Origin of the sequence: Mycobacterium botniense (assembly GCF_010723305.1) — a bacterium.
Lineage (GTDB): Bacteria > Actinomycetota > Actinomycetes > Mycobacteriales > Mycobacteriaceae > Mycobacterium > Mycobacterium botniense.
This window is the reverse complement of the sequence record NZ_BLKW01000002.1, coordinates 406,476-421,582: the sequence shown is the minus strand read 5'-3', so window position 1 is coordinate 421,582 and position 15,107 is coordinate 406,476. Positions and strand designations below refer to the sequence as shown.

At 68.7% G+C, this 15,107-nt stretch carries 11 protein-coding genes; 3 read left to right on the top strand and 8 right to left on the bottom strand.

Translation table 11 applies throughout. From position 1 onward, the window contains the following. On the bottom strand, nucleotides 1-927 hold the full coding sequence (locus G6N08_RS02205) for an LLM class flavin-dependent oxidoreductase (protein ID WP_163753827.1): 927 nt from the start codon (nucleotides 925-927) through the stop codon (nucleotides 1-3). A 55-nt stretch (nucleotides 928-982) separates the two neighbouring features. Here G6N08_RS02205 and sppA point away from each other — a divergent pair, with 55 nt between their 5' ends. Further along, nucleotides 983-2,785, top strand: a complete 1,803-nt coding sequence (gene sppA / locus G6N08_RS02200; protein WP_163753825.1) for a signal peptide peptidase SppA — start codon at nucleotides 983-985, stop codon at nucleotides 2,783-2,785. 17 nt (nucleotides 2,786-2,802) lie between these two features. On the opposite strand, the gene G6N08_RS02195 is transcribed toward sppA, so the two are convergent. The 7 genes from G6N08_RS02195 to G6N08_RS02165 form a co-directional block, all read right to left on the bottom strand. Continuing rightward, complete coding sequence (locus tag G6N08_RS02195; RefSeq protein ID WP_371868940.1) at nucleotides 2,803-3,747, bottom strand: class I SAM-dependent methyltransferase; 945 nt, start codon at nucleotides 3,745-3,747, stop codon at nucleotides 2,803-2,805. Between the two features lie 150 nt (nucleotides 3,748-3,897). After that, nucleotides 3,898-4,899 carry a PGRS repeat-containing protein gene (locus G6N08_RS02190; RefSeq protein ID WP_443093835.1) on the bottom strand — a complete coding sequence of 334 codons (1,002 nt, stop codon included), beginning with the start codon at nucleotides 4,897-4,899 and terminating at the stop codon, nucleotides 3,898-3,900. 617 nt (nucleotides 4,900-5,516) lie between these two features. Beyond that, on the bottom strand, nucleotides 5,517-5,885 hold the full coding sequence (locus G6N08_RS21150; protein ID WP_163753821.1) for a PE family protein: 369 nt from the start codon (nucleotides 5,883-5,885) through the stop codon (nucleotides 5,517-5,519). A gap of 409 nt (nucleotides 5,886-6,294) precedes the next feature. Next, nucleotides 6,295-8,241, bottom strand: coding sequence for a PGRS repeat-containing protein (locus G6N08_RS20975; RefSeq protein ID WP_163753819.1), 1,947 nt, complete (start codon nucleotides 8,239-8,241; stop codon nucleotides 6,295-6,297). 321 nt (nucleotides 8,242-8,562) lie between these two features. Then, the gene (locus tag G6N08_RS02175; RefSeq protein ID WP_163753817.1) at nucleotides 8,563-10,269 is read right to left on the bottom strand and encodes a GMC oxidoreductase; all 1,707 of its coding nucleotides are present in this window, start codon (nucleotides 10,267-10,269) and stop codon (nucleotides 8,563-8,565) included. 58 nt (nucleotides 10,270-10,327) lie between these two features. Continuing rightward, the gene (locus tag G6N08_RS02170; RefSeq protein ID WP_163753814.1) at nucleotides 10,328-12,034 is read right to left on the bottom strand and encodes a GMC oxidoreductase; all 1,707 of its coding nucleotides are present in this window, start codon (nucleotides 12,032-12,034) and stop codon (nucleotides 10,328-10,330) included. Further along, on the bottom strand, nucleotides 12,027-12,824 hold the full coding sequence (locus tag G6N08_RS02165) for a gluconate 2-dehydrogenase subunit 3 family protein (RefSeq protein WP_163753812.1): 798 nt from the start codon (nucleotides 12,822-12,824) through the stop codon (nucleotides 12,027-12,029). Before G6N08_RS02165 ends, G6N08_RS02170 begins: the two co-directional genes overlap by 8 nt. 255 nt (nucleotides 12,825-13,079) lie before the next feature. Here G6N08_RS02165 and G6N08_RS02160 point away from each other — a divergent pair, with 255 nt between their 5' ends. Both G6N08_RS02160 and G6N08_RS02155 read left to right on the top strand, forming a co-directional pair. Next, complete coding sequence (locus G6N08_RS02160; protein ID WP_163753809.1) at nucleotides 13,080-13,856, top strand: SDR family NAD(P)-dependent oxidoreductase; 777 nt, start codon at nucleotides 13,080-13,082, stop codon at nucleotides 13,854-13,856. Next, nucleotides 13,853-15,097 (top strand): zinc-dependent alcohol dehydrogenase, encoded by a 1,245-nt coding sequence (locus G6N08_RS02155; protein ID WP_163753807.1) that lies wholly within the window; start codon nucleotides 13,853-13,855, stop codon nucleotides 15,095-15,097. The genes G6N08_RS02160 and G6N08_RS02155 overlap by 4 nt, the downstream gene beginning before the upstream one ends. Nucleotides 15,098-15,107: the final 10 nt, after the last annotated feature.

Genomic DNA, 15,107 nt, shown 5'->3' with positions numbered 1-15,107 from the left:
TCAGCTCAGCTGCGGGATCACCTCTGCGGCAAGGCGTTCCATTTGCTCGTGATCCTGGGCCACATCATCGCCGACGGGATTGAGCAGGAGCGTTTCAGCGCCGGCATCGATCACTTCGCGAAGGCCGCGGCTGACATCGTCCGGAGTGCCCCACACCGGTACAGCGTCAATGCCGGGCATTGCGCCGTAGATGCGGCGCAGCCCGGCGAGCACACGTTCACGCGCGCGCTCGGCATTGTCGTCGACCATCAGGTAGACCCGCTTGCCGATCGGGAAGGTTGCAGGATCGCGGTTTTGCGCCGCTAATTCGGCTCTGACCGTGGTCACCGCTTTCGCGAAGTCGGCGGTTGTCGACGAACCGGCGCCGAGGAAACCGTCGCCGAGACGCACTGCCCGGGACAGGGCTTGTGGTGCCCGCGCGCCGAACCAGAGCGGCGGATGGGGTCGCTGCACCGGTTTCGGCTGGATCGGAAGGTCATCGAGGTGACGGAACCGCCCGTGAAAGGTGATCCGCGGCTCGTCGGACCACGCCGCCTTCATCAGTTGCAATCCTTCGGTGAAACGTCGCACGAATGTTGTTTTCTCCACACCGAAGGCGGAAAACGGGCGAAAACCGCCACCGGGTGCCACCCCTACGTCCAGCCGTCCGTGGCTGAGCCGGTCGACGGCCGTCACGGCCGACGCCAACTGCAGCGGATCATGCAGGGACGAAACCAGCACAGCGACGCCCAGCCGCAGCTGCCGGGTACAGGCCGCGGAATACGCCAGCAGCTCAAGGGGCGCCAGCAGTGGTGCCGCACCGACGGTCTGCTCGAGAACCCAGCCGCCGGTGTACCCGAGTTCTTCCGCGCGGGCCAGATAGGCGCGGAAGCCCGCGTCATCGAATCCGGTGCTATCGAGCTGGGGGATCGAAATGGAAAACCGCATCTCTCCACCGTACGGACCGATCCGGCCCGCTACGGTGCTCGGTAGGCTCAGACTCATGTTCACTTTCGTGCCCGACTTTCCCGGTAGCGGAGAGGTGCGTGCGTTGGCCGGCTGGATCGATACCGCCCGCCACCATGGGGTGCCCAATGGCTGCGTGCTGGAAGTGGACCTGCGGTCCGTGCCGCCGGAGACCGCTGGTTTCGACCCGCTCGCGCTGATCACCGGCGGCGGGCGTCAGATGGTGCTGCGCGATATGGTGGCCGCGATTCACCGCGCCGCCGACGACAAGCGCGTCGCCGGGCTGATTGCCCGGGTGCAGCTGTCGTCCGCACCCGCTGGGCCGGTTCAAGAGTTGCGCGACGCTGTCGCGGCATTCACCGCCGTCAAACCGTCACTGGCCTGGGCCGAGACCTATCCGGGAACCCTGTCCTACTATCTGGCTTCGGCCTTCGGCGAGGTCTGGATGCAGCCCTCGGGAACCGTCGGGCTGGTGGGTTTCGCGACTAACGCCGTGTTCCTGCGCGGCGCGCTCGCCAAGGCCGGCATCGACGCGCAATTCGTCGCGCGCGGCGAATACAAGTCTGCAGCAAATCTTTTCACGCAGGACCGCTACACCGACGCGCATCGCGAGGCCGACACCCGGCTACTGGAAAGCCTGCACACCCAGGTGTGGGCGGCGATCGCCGAATCGCGCAAGATCGACCCCGAGGTGGTCGACGAGCTGGCCGACCGGGCACCGCTGCTGCGTGACGACGCTGTGGACTCGGGTCTTGTCGACCGGATCGGGTTCCGCGACCAGGCGTATGCGCGAATCGCCGAACTCGTTGGTGCGGAGGGTATCTCACCGGAATCTGGTGATGCAGACTTGCACGAGAATGCGCCGCCGCGGCTTTATCTGACACGGTACGCCCGCGCGAGCGCGCCGCGGCCCGGGCCACCCGCGCCACCGATTCCCGGCCGCAGGCCCAAGCCCAAGATCGCCATCGTCACCGTAGCCGGCCCGATTGTCAACGGGCGGGGCGGGCCGTCGGGACTGCCCTTCGCCCACTCCGCCGCCGGTGCCGACACCATCGCTGCCGCGCTGCGGGAAGCCGCCGCTGACGACGCGCTGTCGGCGATTGTGCTGAGGGTCGACAGCCAGGGCGGGTTGCTGACCGCGTCGGAGACCATCTGGCGCGCGGTGACCAAGGCCCGCGAACGGGGTAAGCCGGTGGTGGCGTCGATGGGTGCGGTTGCGGCCTCAGGGGGCTACTACATTGCGATGGGGGCGGATGCGATCGTGGCCAACCCGGGCACCATCACCGGGTCGATCGGTGTCGTCACGGGAAAGCTGGTGGCCCGGGATCTCAAGGACCGGCTGGGTGTGGGGTTTGATGCCGTGCGCACCAACGCCAACGCCGATGCCTGGTCGATTAACGCGCCCTTTACCCCGCAACAGCAGTCGTTGGTCGAAGCCGAGACTGACCTATGTTATGCCGATTTCGTCCGGCGGGTCGCCGAGGGCCGCAAGCTGAGCATCGAAGCTGTGGATGCTGTTGCGCGGGGCCGGGTCTGGACCGGTGCCGACGCTTTGGAGCGTGGACTGGTCGATGAACTCGGCGGCCTGCGCACCGCGCTGCGCCGGGCCAAGATCCTGGCCGGCCTGGATCCTGACGCCGACGTCCGCATCGTCAGCTATCCGAGTTCGTCGCTGTGGGAGGTCGTGCGGCCGCGTCCGTCGTCACAGCCGGCCACCGTGTCGCTGCCCGGCGCAGTCGGGGCACTGCTGAGCCGGGCGGTTGCCGGGATGATCGAGCAGGCCGAGCAGACGTTCACCGGGACCAGTGCGCTGTGGCTGGGGGACTCGCGGCTGCGATAACGGCGCGTGGGCAGCTCCTAGTTGCGAGCGGTACCGGTCAGAATGCCGTGCACGTAGCGCAGGTCGGCGAACTGCACCGCTTCGCCGTCCAGCGGCGGAAGCCCGTTGGCGGCGAACAGTTCCTGGATGCTGCTGCCGTTCATCTGCCAGCCGCGGTCGGACAAATACGACGCGGCTTCGTTGCGGTCGCCGAAGTAGACGAGCTCGGTCATGTCAAGGTCGAATCCGTGTTCACGCCAGCGCCGGGAGGCTTTGCGCATGCGTTCTTTGAACCGCTCCTCGTCGGCGGGCTCGTGGTTGGGCGCGCTTTCGGTGGCGAACCGGCTGCCGGGGGCGCTGAGCGCCGTGACGGTGTCAAGCAGGCGGTCCTGCGCCTCCGGCGGGAGATAGCCCAACAGCCCCTCAGCGCTCCACGCCGTCGGACGGTTCGGATCGAAGCCGGCCGCGCGCAGCGCCGCGGGCCAGTCGTCACGTAAATCGACAGCGACTGCGCGCCGCTCCGCGGTGGGTTCGGCGCCCAGCTCGGCGAGCGTGCGGGATTTGAATTCGATGACCTGGGGCTGGTCGATCTCGTAGACCACCGTGCCGGGGGGCCACGGTAACCGGTAGGCGCGTGCATCCAGCCCGGACGCCAGGATCACCACTTGCCGGATACCTGCTCGTGTCGCCTCCAGGAAGAACTCATCGAAAAACTTGGTGCGAACCGCCATGTTGTCGGTCATCCGGTGCAGGTCGGCCGAGCCGTCCCCATCGTCGTCGGGCCGGTCCGCGGGGTTGAGTTCGCCGCTGGCCAGGCGGGTGAACACGTCGATGCCCACCGCGCGCACCAACGGCTCAGCGAACGGGTCGTTGATCAACGGAGGATCGGCATCGGTTGCCCGTGCGCGGGCAGCCGCGACCATGGTCGCGGTCGCGCCGACGCTGGATGCCAGATCCCAGGTGTCGTTATCGGTGCGCGTCATCGCAATATCTCCTTCACATCGTCAAGTAAGCCCAATTACTTAGTTAGTGTAACAAACACTTAGCTCATGTAACAAATGCGGTGTGCGGCTGCTTCCGCGGGAGTCCGGACGTGCACGCGCGGAGCGCTCACGCGAAGGAAGTGTGCGGCATCACCCGTTCGCGCCATCCGCACCGGTCGCCCCGGCGCTGCCGGCCGTGCCGGCCGCGCCGGTGGCACCGGCCATGCCCTGGTGCCCGAACAGGAAAGAGGAGCCGGCAGCCCCGCCGAAACCGGCTGTCCCGGCCTGGCCGCCGGCCCCGCCGTCGCCGCCGCTGCCGCCGGCCGGAAATTCCGAGTTGCCCGCGCCGCCGGTGCCGCCGGTACCGCCGGCCCCGCCGTCGCCGGCCGCGCCGCCGTTGCCACCGTTACCGCCCTGGCCCAAAAAGCCGCCGCTGCCGCCGGCGCCGCCGGCGCCGCCCTGTCCCCCCATGGCACCGGGACCACCGGCACCGCCCGCGCCGGCGGCGACTGTCGTACCGGCGGTACCGCCGGTGCCGCCGGTGCCGCCGGTACCGCCGTCGCCCCCTGCGCCGCCCTGGCCGCCGTGGCCGCCGTCGCTGAACAGCAGACCGCCGCGCCCGCCGGCGCCGCCGGACCCGCCAGCGCCGGCGGCAGCGCCTTCCCCGCCGTTGCCGCCCGTGGCGCCCGGAGTGGTGGCGTTGGCACCGTCGATGCCGGTGCCGCCGTCGCTGCCGGCACCGCCGTTGCCGCCGTTGCCGCCCTGGCCGAACAACAACCCCCCGTTGCCGCCGTTTCCGCCGTCCGCGCCGGCGTAGGACGCGGTGGTCGCGGTGCCGCCGTCACCGCCGTTCCCGCCGTTGCCGATCAGCAACCCGCCGTTGCCGCCGTTGCCGCCCGCGGTCCCGGCGCCGCCGTCACCGCCGGCACCGCCGTTGCCGATCAGCCCGGCGTTGCCGCCGTTGCCGACGGCCACACCGGCTGTGGTGGAGCTGTACCCGGCACCGCCGTCACCGAAGAGGATCCCGCCGGCACCGCCGGTGGGGTCTGCCTCCGTCCCGGGAGCGCCGTTGCCGATCAGGTCAATATGAAAGAGGGTGGCGGTCGGGAAATTGATCACAGTGTCCACCGCTGAACCCACTGGGCTTGTCACCCAGGCTTGACCGAGATCGTAAATCGGCAAATAGAGAGCCTGGACCAGGCTATTCGCGAAACTGGGGTCGACGGCGACCGTGGCCCCGCCGGCTGGATCGATTGCTGAGTATGGCAATGCGAGACCGGCCAGGGTCTCGGAGGGTAAATTCAACGTTCCCAACACCGGATCAACCCAGCTCGTTAAATCAGTGATCGAATCCGTAAAATTCGTGAGGGGCTCGACGATAGGCTCGATAATGAGATCGATCATGTCGCCGTTGGCGGTAGGCGCGGTCGCCAATGAGGCTATTCCGGCCGCCAGAGTCGCACCGACAGCTGTACCCAGCTCAATTGCGCGGCGATGCCGCGGATTTATGGCGTGGCGCCGCGTGCGATACCGCTTGCTGAAATGCTGAGCCATCGTGGGCCTCTCCGAGAATAAGACAACGTTCCGAGGCAGCGTTAAAGTAGCCGCTAAGATACTCCCGCCGCGGTGCGAGCGTCACCACAATGCGTGATCTTTCGCAAATTCCGAGTTTTATCAACCGGATTGTCGACAGCTGCGCGGCGGCGAGCCGGCTCGCGCCAGCGGACCGGACCGTGGCGGGTACGGTTCCGGTCTGTGGCAGTCCCAGGTCATCCGGCACCCGACCCGCTGGACGTGCTGGAGCCGCCGGGCTGGCCGTTCTCACCGGGTTGGCCGCTGACCCCGGTGGTTCCGGGCGCGCCGTCGGGATTGCCGACCCCGGCGGCCCCGCCGTCGCCGCCCGCCCCGGCGGCCCCGCCCTCGCCGTAGGTACCCGGGGTGGGGGCGCTGCCGCCGTTGCCGCCGTCACCGCCGTTGCCGCCGTTGGCGCCGTTACCGCCGTCACCGGCGGGCCCTTGCGCGGAATTCGCACCGTTCCCACCGGTTCCGCCGCTGCCTCCAGCGCCGCCGTTCCCGCCGGCGCCGCCAGCCGTGACGCCGGCCCCGCCGTTGCCGCCGTGACCGCCGTCGCCGGCCATCCCGCCGGCCCCGCCGTCACCGCCGTAACTGTGGACCCCGGTGCTGGCGGCGCCGCCGTTGCCGCCGTGGCCGCCCGCCCCTGCGTCGCCGCCGACCCCACCGACGCCGCCGGCCCCGCTGGTCGCCTGGCCGCCCTGACCGCCGGCGCCGCCGCCCCCGGCAGCGCCGCCGGCCCCGCCGTTACCGCCGTGCGCGCCGTCGCCAGTTGCACTGGTGGTGGCCGCCCCGCCGGCCCCGCCGTCACCCCCGGCGCCGCCGCGCCCGCCGGTGCCGCCTGCACCGGCGACCCCGTCGGTCCCGGTGGCCTGGCCGCCGTCACCCCCGGCACCGCCGCCCCCCGCCGCGCCCCCGGTGCCGCCATTGCCGCCGGTGCTGAACGAACTGTGGGTTGCTCCGCCGGCCCCGCCGTCACCCCCGGCGCCGCCGCGCCCGCCGGTGCCGCCTGCACCGGCGATCCCGTCGGTCCCGGTGGCCTGGCCGCCGTTGCCCCCGGCGCCGCCGCCCCCCGCCGCGCCCCCGGTGCCGCCGTTGCCGCCGGTGCTGAAGCGGCCGGTGGCTGCGCCCCCGGCCCCGCCGGCTCCACCGTCGCCGCCTTGTCCGCCACCGCCGCCGGCACCCGCGGTGGTTACCCCGGGCCCGCCGTCGCCGCCGTGTCCACCGGTGCCGCCTGTACCGCCGGCACCTCCCTGACCGGCGGCCGCGCTGTAGCCGGTGGCGGTGCCACCGGCCGCCGGCTCCGCCGTCGCCGCCGCGACCACCCGCCGCGCCCACCGCACCGTCACCAGTGGCGTTACCGCCGGCCCCGCCGGCCCCGCCGTCGCCGCCGACTCCACCATTGCCGCCGGCCCCGGCGACGATGCCATTGCCGGCGTCTGCTCCTGCGTTGCCGCCCGGACCGCCCGCCCCGCCGTTGCCGCCGGCCTGTCCGTCGGTGGGGGTAGCGGCCGAGGTCCCGTTGGCGCCGGGAGCACCGTTGCCGCCGTCACCGCCGTTGCCGCCGTTGCCGACCAGCCCGCCGTTGCCGCCGGCGCCGCCGTTGCCGCCGGCGCCGCCCGGGGTGGTCGCGTTGGCTCCGGCCCCGCCGTTGCCGCCGTTGCCGCCGCTGGACGGCGTGCTGCCGGGCTCGCCGGTCTTGCCGGCAACGCCGCCGGTGCCGGTGTCGCCGGGCGCGCCGCCGGCCCCGCCGGCGCCGCCGGTGCCGGGGTTACCGCCGGCCCCGCCGGCGCCGCCGTCACCGTCACCGCCGGCACTGAAGGTGCCGGGCGCGCCGTTGCCGCCGTCACCGGCCGCGCCGCCGGCCCCGCCGGTGCCGCCGGCGCCGCCGTCGCCATTGGTGCCGACGCTGCCGATCCCCAAGGCCGCACCCGCGTTGCCGCCGGTCCCGCCGGCCCCGCCAGCGCCCCCGTCACCGCCATTGCCGCCGGTGCCGCCGGCGGCACCGGCGACCGTGGCATCGGCGCCGGCCCCGCCGTTGCCGCCGGCCCCGCCGGTCCCGCCGGCCCCGCCGACCCCACCGTTACCGCCGTCGCCGATCAGCAGGCTACTGTTACCGCCTCTGCCGCCGGGACCGCCGGCACCGCCGGGTGCGCCGTCGGTGCCGTTCGTGCCCGGGAAGCCCGAAACACCGGCAGTGCCGTCGGCGCCGGGCCCACCGGTCCCGCCGGCCCCGCCGTTACCGCCGTTGCCGAACAGCCAGCCCACACCGTCGCCACCGGCCCCGCCGGCGCCGCCATTGTCGCCGACACCTCCGGCGCCGCCGTCACCGCCGTTACCGCCGATTCCCATCAGCAGTCCGCCGTTGCCGCCGTCGCCGCCGGGTGCGCCGTCGGCTCCGGCGCCGCCGACACCGCCGTTACCGATCAGCCCGGCGGGCCCGCCGAGGCCGCCCTGACCGCTCGCCGCGGTACCACCGGCTCCGCCGTCCCCGAACAACAAGCCGCCCGGCCCGCCAGCGGCCTGCAGAACCGTTCCGCCACTCATTCCCGGCGCGCCATTGCCGAGCAGATCCCGGCCGAACAGTGCCAGGCCGATCGGGTTGATGAACGTGTTGTCGATGAATTCACCGGCCGGGTTGGTGACCCAGAATTCCCCGACGGTATAGGTCGGCTGGTAGATCAGCGTGTCGAATAAGCCCGCAATCACACCGGCAAGGGATGGATCAGACCCCGACGAGATGCTCGCCGCAGCAGCGCCCGAGCCGGCGCTGCTCAGCTCGGCCATACCTGCGGCGGAATCCAGACTGGCGACGGGATCACTCAGACCCGCCAGAGCCACCTGGACCGGTTCAATGACGGGTTCGATGACCAGGTCGAGAATGTCTGCGTTGGCCGCCGGCGGGGCGGCCAGGGGGGCCATCGCCCCGGCTAAAAATGCTCCGGCGGTCGTCGATAGGCCGACCGTTCGACGAGCGCGGCGAACCCTGGCATTGCGTGACCGACCATTCCGCCTCGTGTGCCGACCAGCCATAGTCCGCCTTAAGCCCGCCGCCGTTCCGACGGGCATTAATTTAGTCCGCGGATACCGAATCCGGACCATAATCAGAAAACCCGAATTACGCGGCTTGTCGTCTTGCTGCGGGGGAACGGCCGAATGGATACCGCGTACTCCGTAAACGGTGTCCCCGTTGCCGAAGAAACTGATCGTATGGTTTCGCGACCGGATCAAAACGTTGGCCGGTCAGGGTTTGCGCCGGCCGGTGAGCCCGCGGGCGATGCGCAGTGCTACCGCCATGATCGTCTGGGTGGGGTTCGAGCCGCCGGAGGTGACGAATACGCTGCTGTCAGCAACGTAGACGTTATCCATAAAATGCATGCGGCCATTCGCGTCGACAACGCTTGTTTTGGGGTCGGTGCCCATCTGCATTCCCCCCATGGTGTGATAGCCGCTGGGCACCGGTGGGCCGGAAAGCGACGTGACAAGGCGTGTGGGTACGGCGGCGAACAGCTGAGCGCCGGATGCCCCGCACATCGCGGCAAGCAGCGGCACGAAGAAGTCTTCGGCGACCTGCTCGAATTTGCCAATGTTGTAGGTGATCCGGGGCGCGGGCTGACCGTTAATGTCTTTGACCGTCGGATCCAAGGTGACATTGTTGGTCAGATACGGCATGTCGGTGGCGAAACAGTCCACACCAGCGAGCCGGTCGCGCAGCAGCGAGGCGCGCATCAGCTGTTTGAACGGGCGGCCGAAAAACTGCACCCCCGGCAAAAACCCCAGAATCTGCTGATAGAAATTGGCCTCCTCGATCGGGAATTGGCTGCCGCCGAGCTCGCACAGTCCGGCGCGGATATAGGGCAGCCCGTTGAGCCGGGCAAAGGCGCGGGCACCGGGGAAATCGGGATCATTGAAATCGAACATGCACTGGGTGATCGCGCGGCCTTTGTAGGCGTGTACCCGTTGGTCCAGGAAGATGGCGAACCCGTCGTAGAAGTTTTGGAACATGATCCGCGTGCCGATGCGCCCATACGGGTCGGGCAGGCCGGACAGCAGCGCCAGATGCGGTGTCAGAATCGCCGAGCAGGCCAGCACGATCACGTCGGCGTTTTCGGTGCCGGACTGGCCCTGCGGGTTGAGATAGGACACACCGGTGGCTCGTCGGCCGGTGAACTTGACCTGCAGGACTTGGGTGAGTGGCCGCAAGTCCAGCCGTCCGGTGTGCAGCGCCCGCCGCAGCGGGATCAGGGTGGTCGGTTTAGCTGAGATCGGGCAGCCGTAGCCCGAACAGAACCCGCAGTTGTTGCACGCCGGGCTGCCGTTGTATTCCACCGAGTTGATCGCCATCGGGAAATAAAACGGATGCAGCCCCAGGCGTTTCGCCCCGGCGGCAAGCAGCATCGATGAGCGCTGCTGCGCCCCGGGCGGCATCGGGAACGGTGTCTGCTGCGGCTGGTGTTTCTGTACCAGAGCAGGTATCGACCCGAGATCCCCCTGCACCCCGAGCAGGGTCTGAAGCTCGTCGTAGTACGGTGCGATGTCGCTGTATTCGAATGGCCAATCGGCCATATCCGCGCCGGGCACCGGGCCCAGCAGCGACAGCCCTTTAAAGTCGATGTCCCACATCCGGGTGAACTTGCAGTCCGAGTGCGGAAAGGTGCCCCCCACCTGGTTCGAAAGGTCGTTGACGGAGCCGACGTAGGTCGCGGCCGCGTTTTGGCTGGCTTTTTGGCGAAATGTGCGCGGGAAGGCGATGGGGTCCGGCTGCTCGAAATAGCGGTGGCGTTTGAGCTCGTCGTTGGAAAACACCGTGGTAAACGGCCCGCGCCCGGCCAGGTTGCTGTAGTAGTTCGGCCCCTTCTCGAAGAGCACCACATCCCAGCCGGCCTCGGCGAGCTCCATCGCCACGATCGACCCGCCGGCGCCCGATCCGACGACGATTGCTTTAGGCATTCGCGCCGCCTTTTCCGCTCATCGTGGTGCCCGTCGACCGGCTCATTGCTGGCGCCGGTCAGTTTTTCCGCTGGCCGGTGAGCCCGCGCGCGGTGCGCAACGCCACCGCCATGATGGTCTGAGTGGGGGGACTGCCGCTGGAGGTGACGAATACGCTGCCGTCGGCGACGTAGACGTTGTCCATGAAGTGCATGCGCCCATTCGCGTCGACGACACTGGTTTTGGGGTCGGTGCCCATCTGCATCCCGCCCATGGTGTGCTTGCCGCTGGGCAGCGGTGGGCCCGACAGTGAAGCGACCAGACGCTTGGGTACCGCAGCGAACAGCTGAGCGCCGGATGCCCCGCACATCGCTGCCACCAGCGGCACGAAGAAGTCTTCGGCGACCTGCTCGAATTTGCCGATGTTATAGGTGATCCGGGGCACCGGCTGGCCGTTGACGTTTTTGATCGTGGGGTCCAACGTGACGTTGTTGGTCAGATACGGCATGTCGGTGGCGAAACAGTCCACCCCGGCCAGCCGGTCACGCAGCAGCGAGGCGCGCATCAGCTGTTTGAACGGGCGGCCGAAAAACTGCACCCCGGGCAAGAACCCGAGGATCTGCTGATAAAACTGACCTTCTGATATCGGGTACTGGCTGCCGCCGAGCTCGCATAACCCGGCCCGGATATAGGGCAGCCCGGCCACCCGGGCGAAAGCCCGGGCCCCGGGAAAATCGGGATCGTTGAAGTCCTGCATACACTGCGTGAGCGCACGGCCTTTGTAGGCGTGCACCCGCTGGTCCAGGAAGATGGCGAACCCTTCGTAGAAATTTTGAAACATGATCCGTTTGCCGATGCGGCCGTAGGGATCAGGCAGCTCAGACAGGAGCGCCAGCCACGGTGTCAACACCGCCGAACAGGACAGCACCACTACATCGGCGCTTTCCCCGCCGGATTGGCCCTGTGGTCCGATGAACGACACTCCGGTGGCCCGCCGGCCGGTGAAATTGACCTTGGTGACCTGCGTGAGTGGCCGCAAGTCCACCCGCCCGGTGCGCAGCGCCCGCCGCAGCGGGATCAAGGTGCTCGGTTTGGCCGAGATCGGGCAGCCGTAGCCCGAACAAAACCCGCAGTTGTTACATGCCGGGGTGCCGTTGTATTCCACCGAGTTGATCACCATCGGATAAAAGTAAGGATGTAAACCGAGACGTTTGGCTCCGGCGGCAAGCAGCAGAGACGAGCGCTGCTGCGGTCCCGGCGGCATCGGGAACGGCGTGTCCTGCGGCGCATGTTGTAGCACCAGCGCAGGTGTCGACCCCAGATCACCCTGGGTGCCGATCAGCTTCTCGACCTCGTCGTAGTACGGTGCGATGTCGCTGTATTCGAATGGCCAATCGGCCATATCCGCGCCGGGCACCGGGCCCAGCAGCGACAGCCCCTTGAAGTCGATATCCCACAGTCGGCAAAACTTCTGATCCGAATGCGGGTAGGTGCCCCCGACCTGGTTGGCCAGGTCATCGACCTTGCCGACGTAGGTCGCCGCGGCGTTTTGGCTCGCCTTTTGCCGAAAGGTGCGCGGAAACGCGATAGGGTCGGGGTTTTCGAAATAGCGCAGGTGTTTGAGCTCGTCGTTGGAAAATACCGTCGGAAACGGTCCATGTCCGGCGAGGTTGGTGAAATATTGCGGCCCCATCTCGAAGAGCACCACATCCCAGCCGGCTTCGGCGAGCACCATCGACACGATCGACCCGCCGGCGCCCGATCCGACGACGATCGCTTTAGGCATTGACGCCGCCTTTTCCGCCCATCTTGGCGATGATCTGCTGCCAGCCCCCGCGCAGCAGCATCTCGATGATCCCCCCCAGGGGGCCGATCGGGTCATACTCGGGTGCTTCGACTTCGGCATTGGTGAAGCCCCGCGGCTGAATGTCGCCGACCCACTTGATGTCCTGCCAGCCGACCAGATTGGCGTTCCCTCCGTACTCCGGGACGGCATACATCCCCTCGATGGTGTGGGTGAACAGCAATTTGGTGAAGGACACCGCCTTACCGTGGGCCAGGATGAGGTCTTGACGCGCCTTGGACACCGTGGTGAAGTCACCGCCGGCCAACTGATCAAGGAGCGCGATCCCGTTGGTGAACTGCTCGCGAAGGGTCGCGATCCGCTGCTGCCACCCGTAGGTCTGGGTGCGGTCGAGCGGGACGAAGTCGGCCATGAAATCCTCGGTGCCGCCTTGACGGTTGCTCCACGGTCCGCCTGCGTGCACCAAAGGCGGCGAGAACGTGAAGGCTGCCAACATGTTGTCCAGATAGCGGACGACGTTGGCTTCGTGCGCGCCCGGCGAGCCGATCTCCAGCGCCTCGTCTTCCGGGCCGGGGATCAGGCGGCGAGTGGCGGCGTCGAGCACGGCGGCCTGGTGGGCCGTGAGGAATCGGTATGTCGTGTCGGCGGACGCAGCCGGGAGCACACCCGGCACGGTGGCGGCCAGCGGCAACAGGCTCAGCCCGCCCAGCACCGCGCGCCGAGACACCGGCGCCGACAAACCGGACCCGTGCGCGGCCTCGCTATTGGGCACGGGCGGAGTATGACCTAAATATGAGGGTTAGCCTGGGAATTCCCGTGTAACGGCGTGTCGCAGCTGCGGGAATCCGAGGTTTGTGGTACCGGGGCGCGCGCAGCCTGGCGGTGAGCCCACGCCAAGCCGCGATCCTGAAAGCGAGGCGCCGCGCCGCGGCCTCTGAGGCACCCATGCCGATCCGAAAGTCTCTCTGGTCGCACCGAAATCGCGAAAACCCGTGTGACAACCCGCCGGTGGCGCCAGTCTTGTGCTATGGCGTATTCGGTCGCGGGTAAGCGGGTGCTGATCACCGGGGCTTCATCGGGGGTGGGCGCGGCGCTGGCTCGGCAGTTGGCGGCCCGGGGGGCGGTGGTGGGGCTGGTTGCCCGCCGCCGTGACCGTCTGGCTGCGGTGCTGGCCGACTGTCAACCCGCTTCGCCCGCCTCAGCGATGTGGGTGACCGACCTCGCCGATCCCGCCGCCGTCGAGCGGCTCGCCGTGCACGCCTGGGACGCTTTCGACGGCATCGACGTGCTGATCAACAATGCGGCAATCCCGAAACGCCGGGCGGTGACCAAGCTGCGACTCATCGAGGTGGAGACCGTCATGCGGGTCAACTTCTTCGCGGCGGTGCAGCTGACCCTGCTGCTGTTGCCCCGGATGCTGGCCCGCGGCACCGGCATGATCGTCAACGTGTCAAGTGTCGGCGGCCGGCTTGGGATCATCCACGAAGCCGCCTACTGCGCAAGCAAATTCGCGCTGTGCGGCTGGAGTGAATCCATGGCCGTCGACCTGCACGGCAGCGGGGTGTCGGTGAAACTGATCGAGCCGGGCCCCGTCGACACCGAGATCTGGGACCAGCCCGATAACGAAGAACCTCTCTACCAGGGACCTAAGGTCACCGCCGATGAGGTGGCGGTCGGCATCATCGATGCGTTCGACAGTGACCGCGTCGAGCACTACCTGCCCGACATGAAGGCCGTCGTCGACGTCAAAAACGCCGACCTGGAGGCCTATATCAGCAGCGCAGCCGCCATGGCACCGCGATGAAAGCGCTGGTATATGGGGTGGCGCCGGAGCCGTGTGAGCTGCCCAGCCGGGCCGGCCCGGAGACCAGCCCGCTGGTGCAGAACCTCGCCCGCAGTCCGGTCGCGCTGATGCAGGTACCCGATCCGCAGCTGCTGCACGAGGATTGGGTGATCACCCGGCCGCGGCTGACCGGCATCTGCGGATCGGATTCCAAGCAGATCCTGCTTGACTTCGGTGAGGGTGATGCCGACAACGCCATGGCCGCGTTCTGCTCGTTTCCTCAAGTGATGGGCCATGAGGTGGTCGCGGACGTCATAGCGCTGGGGCCCAGGGCGCGGGGGCTGGAGGTGGGGCAGCGGGTCGTGCTCAACCCGTGGTTGTCGTGCGGGCCCCGGGGTATCGAGCCGCCGTGCCCGGCCTGCCGAAGCGGCGACTACAGTCTGTGCTGGAGCTTCGCCGACGGCGACATCAAGCCCGGCATCCACACCGGGGTGTCCGCCGATGTGACCGGGGGCTACGCCGAGCTGATGGCTGCTCATGACAGCATGCTGTTTGCGGTTCCCGAATCGGTGCCCGACGAGCTCGCAGTGTTCGCCGACCCGTTTTCGGTGTCCCTGCATGCCATTACCCGCCATCCGCCGCCGCGGTCCGGTCGGGTCCTGGTATATGGCGCCGGTTCGCTGGGCTTGTGCGCGGTGGCGATCCTGCGGGCCCTCTACCCCGACGTCGCGGTGGCCGTCGTCGCGCGTTTCCCCGCCCAGGCCGAGCTGGCCCACCGGTTCGGGGCCGCAAAAGTGCTTGCGCCCGAGCCGCGTTCGGCACTGATCGAGGAGCTGGTCGCGTGGGGCGGGGGGCGGCTGCGTCAACCGCTGCAGGGTTTGCCGATGGCGCACCCCGGCGCCGTCGATGTGGTCTACGACACCGTCGGCAAGCCGGAGACTTTCGAAGTCGGGGTCCGGGTGCTCCGGGCACGCGGCACCCTGGTGAAGGCCGGCGTGCACGCGCCTGGCCGCTGGGAGTGGAGTCCGTTGTATTTCAAGGAGATCAGCTGGGTGGGCTCCAACGCGTTCGGGGTCGAGGAGATCAACGGGTGCCGCAAGCACGCGATCGCCCACTACCTGGATCTGGTTACCGCCGGCCGGCTGGACCTGCGGCCGATGCTGACTCACACGTTCCGGCTGGAGCAGTGGCGGGAGGCCTTTCTCGCGCTCGCCGATCAAGCTGCCAGCGGCGCCGTCAAGGTGGCGTTCGATCAGCGCTAGCCGCGCAGCG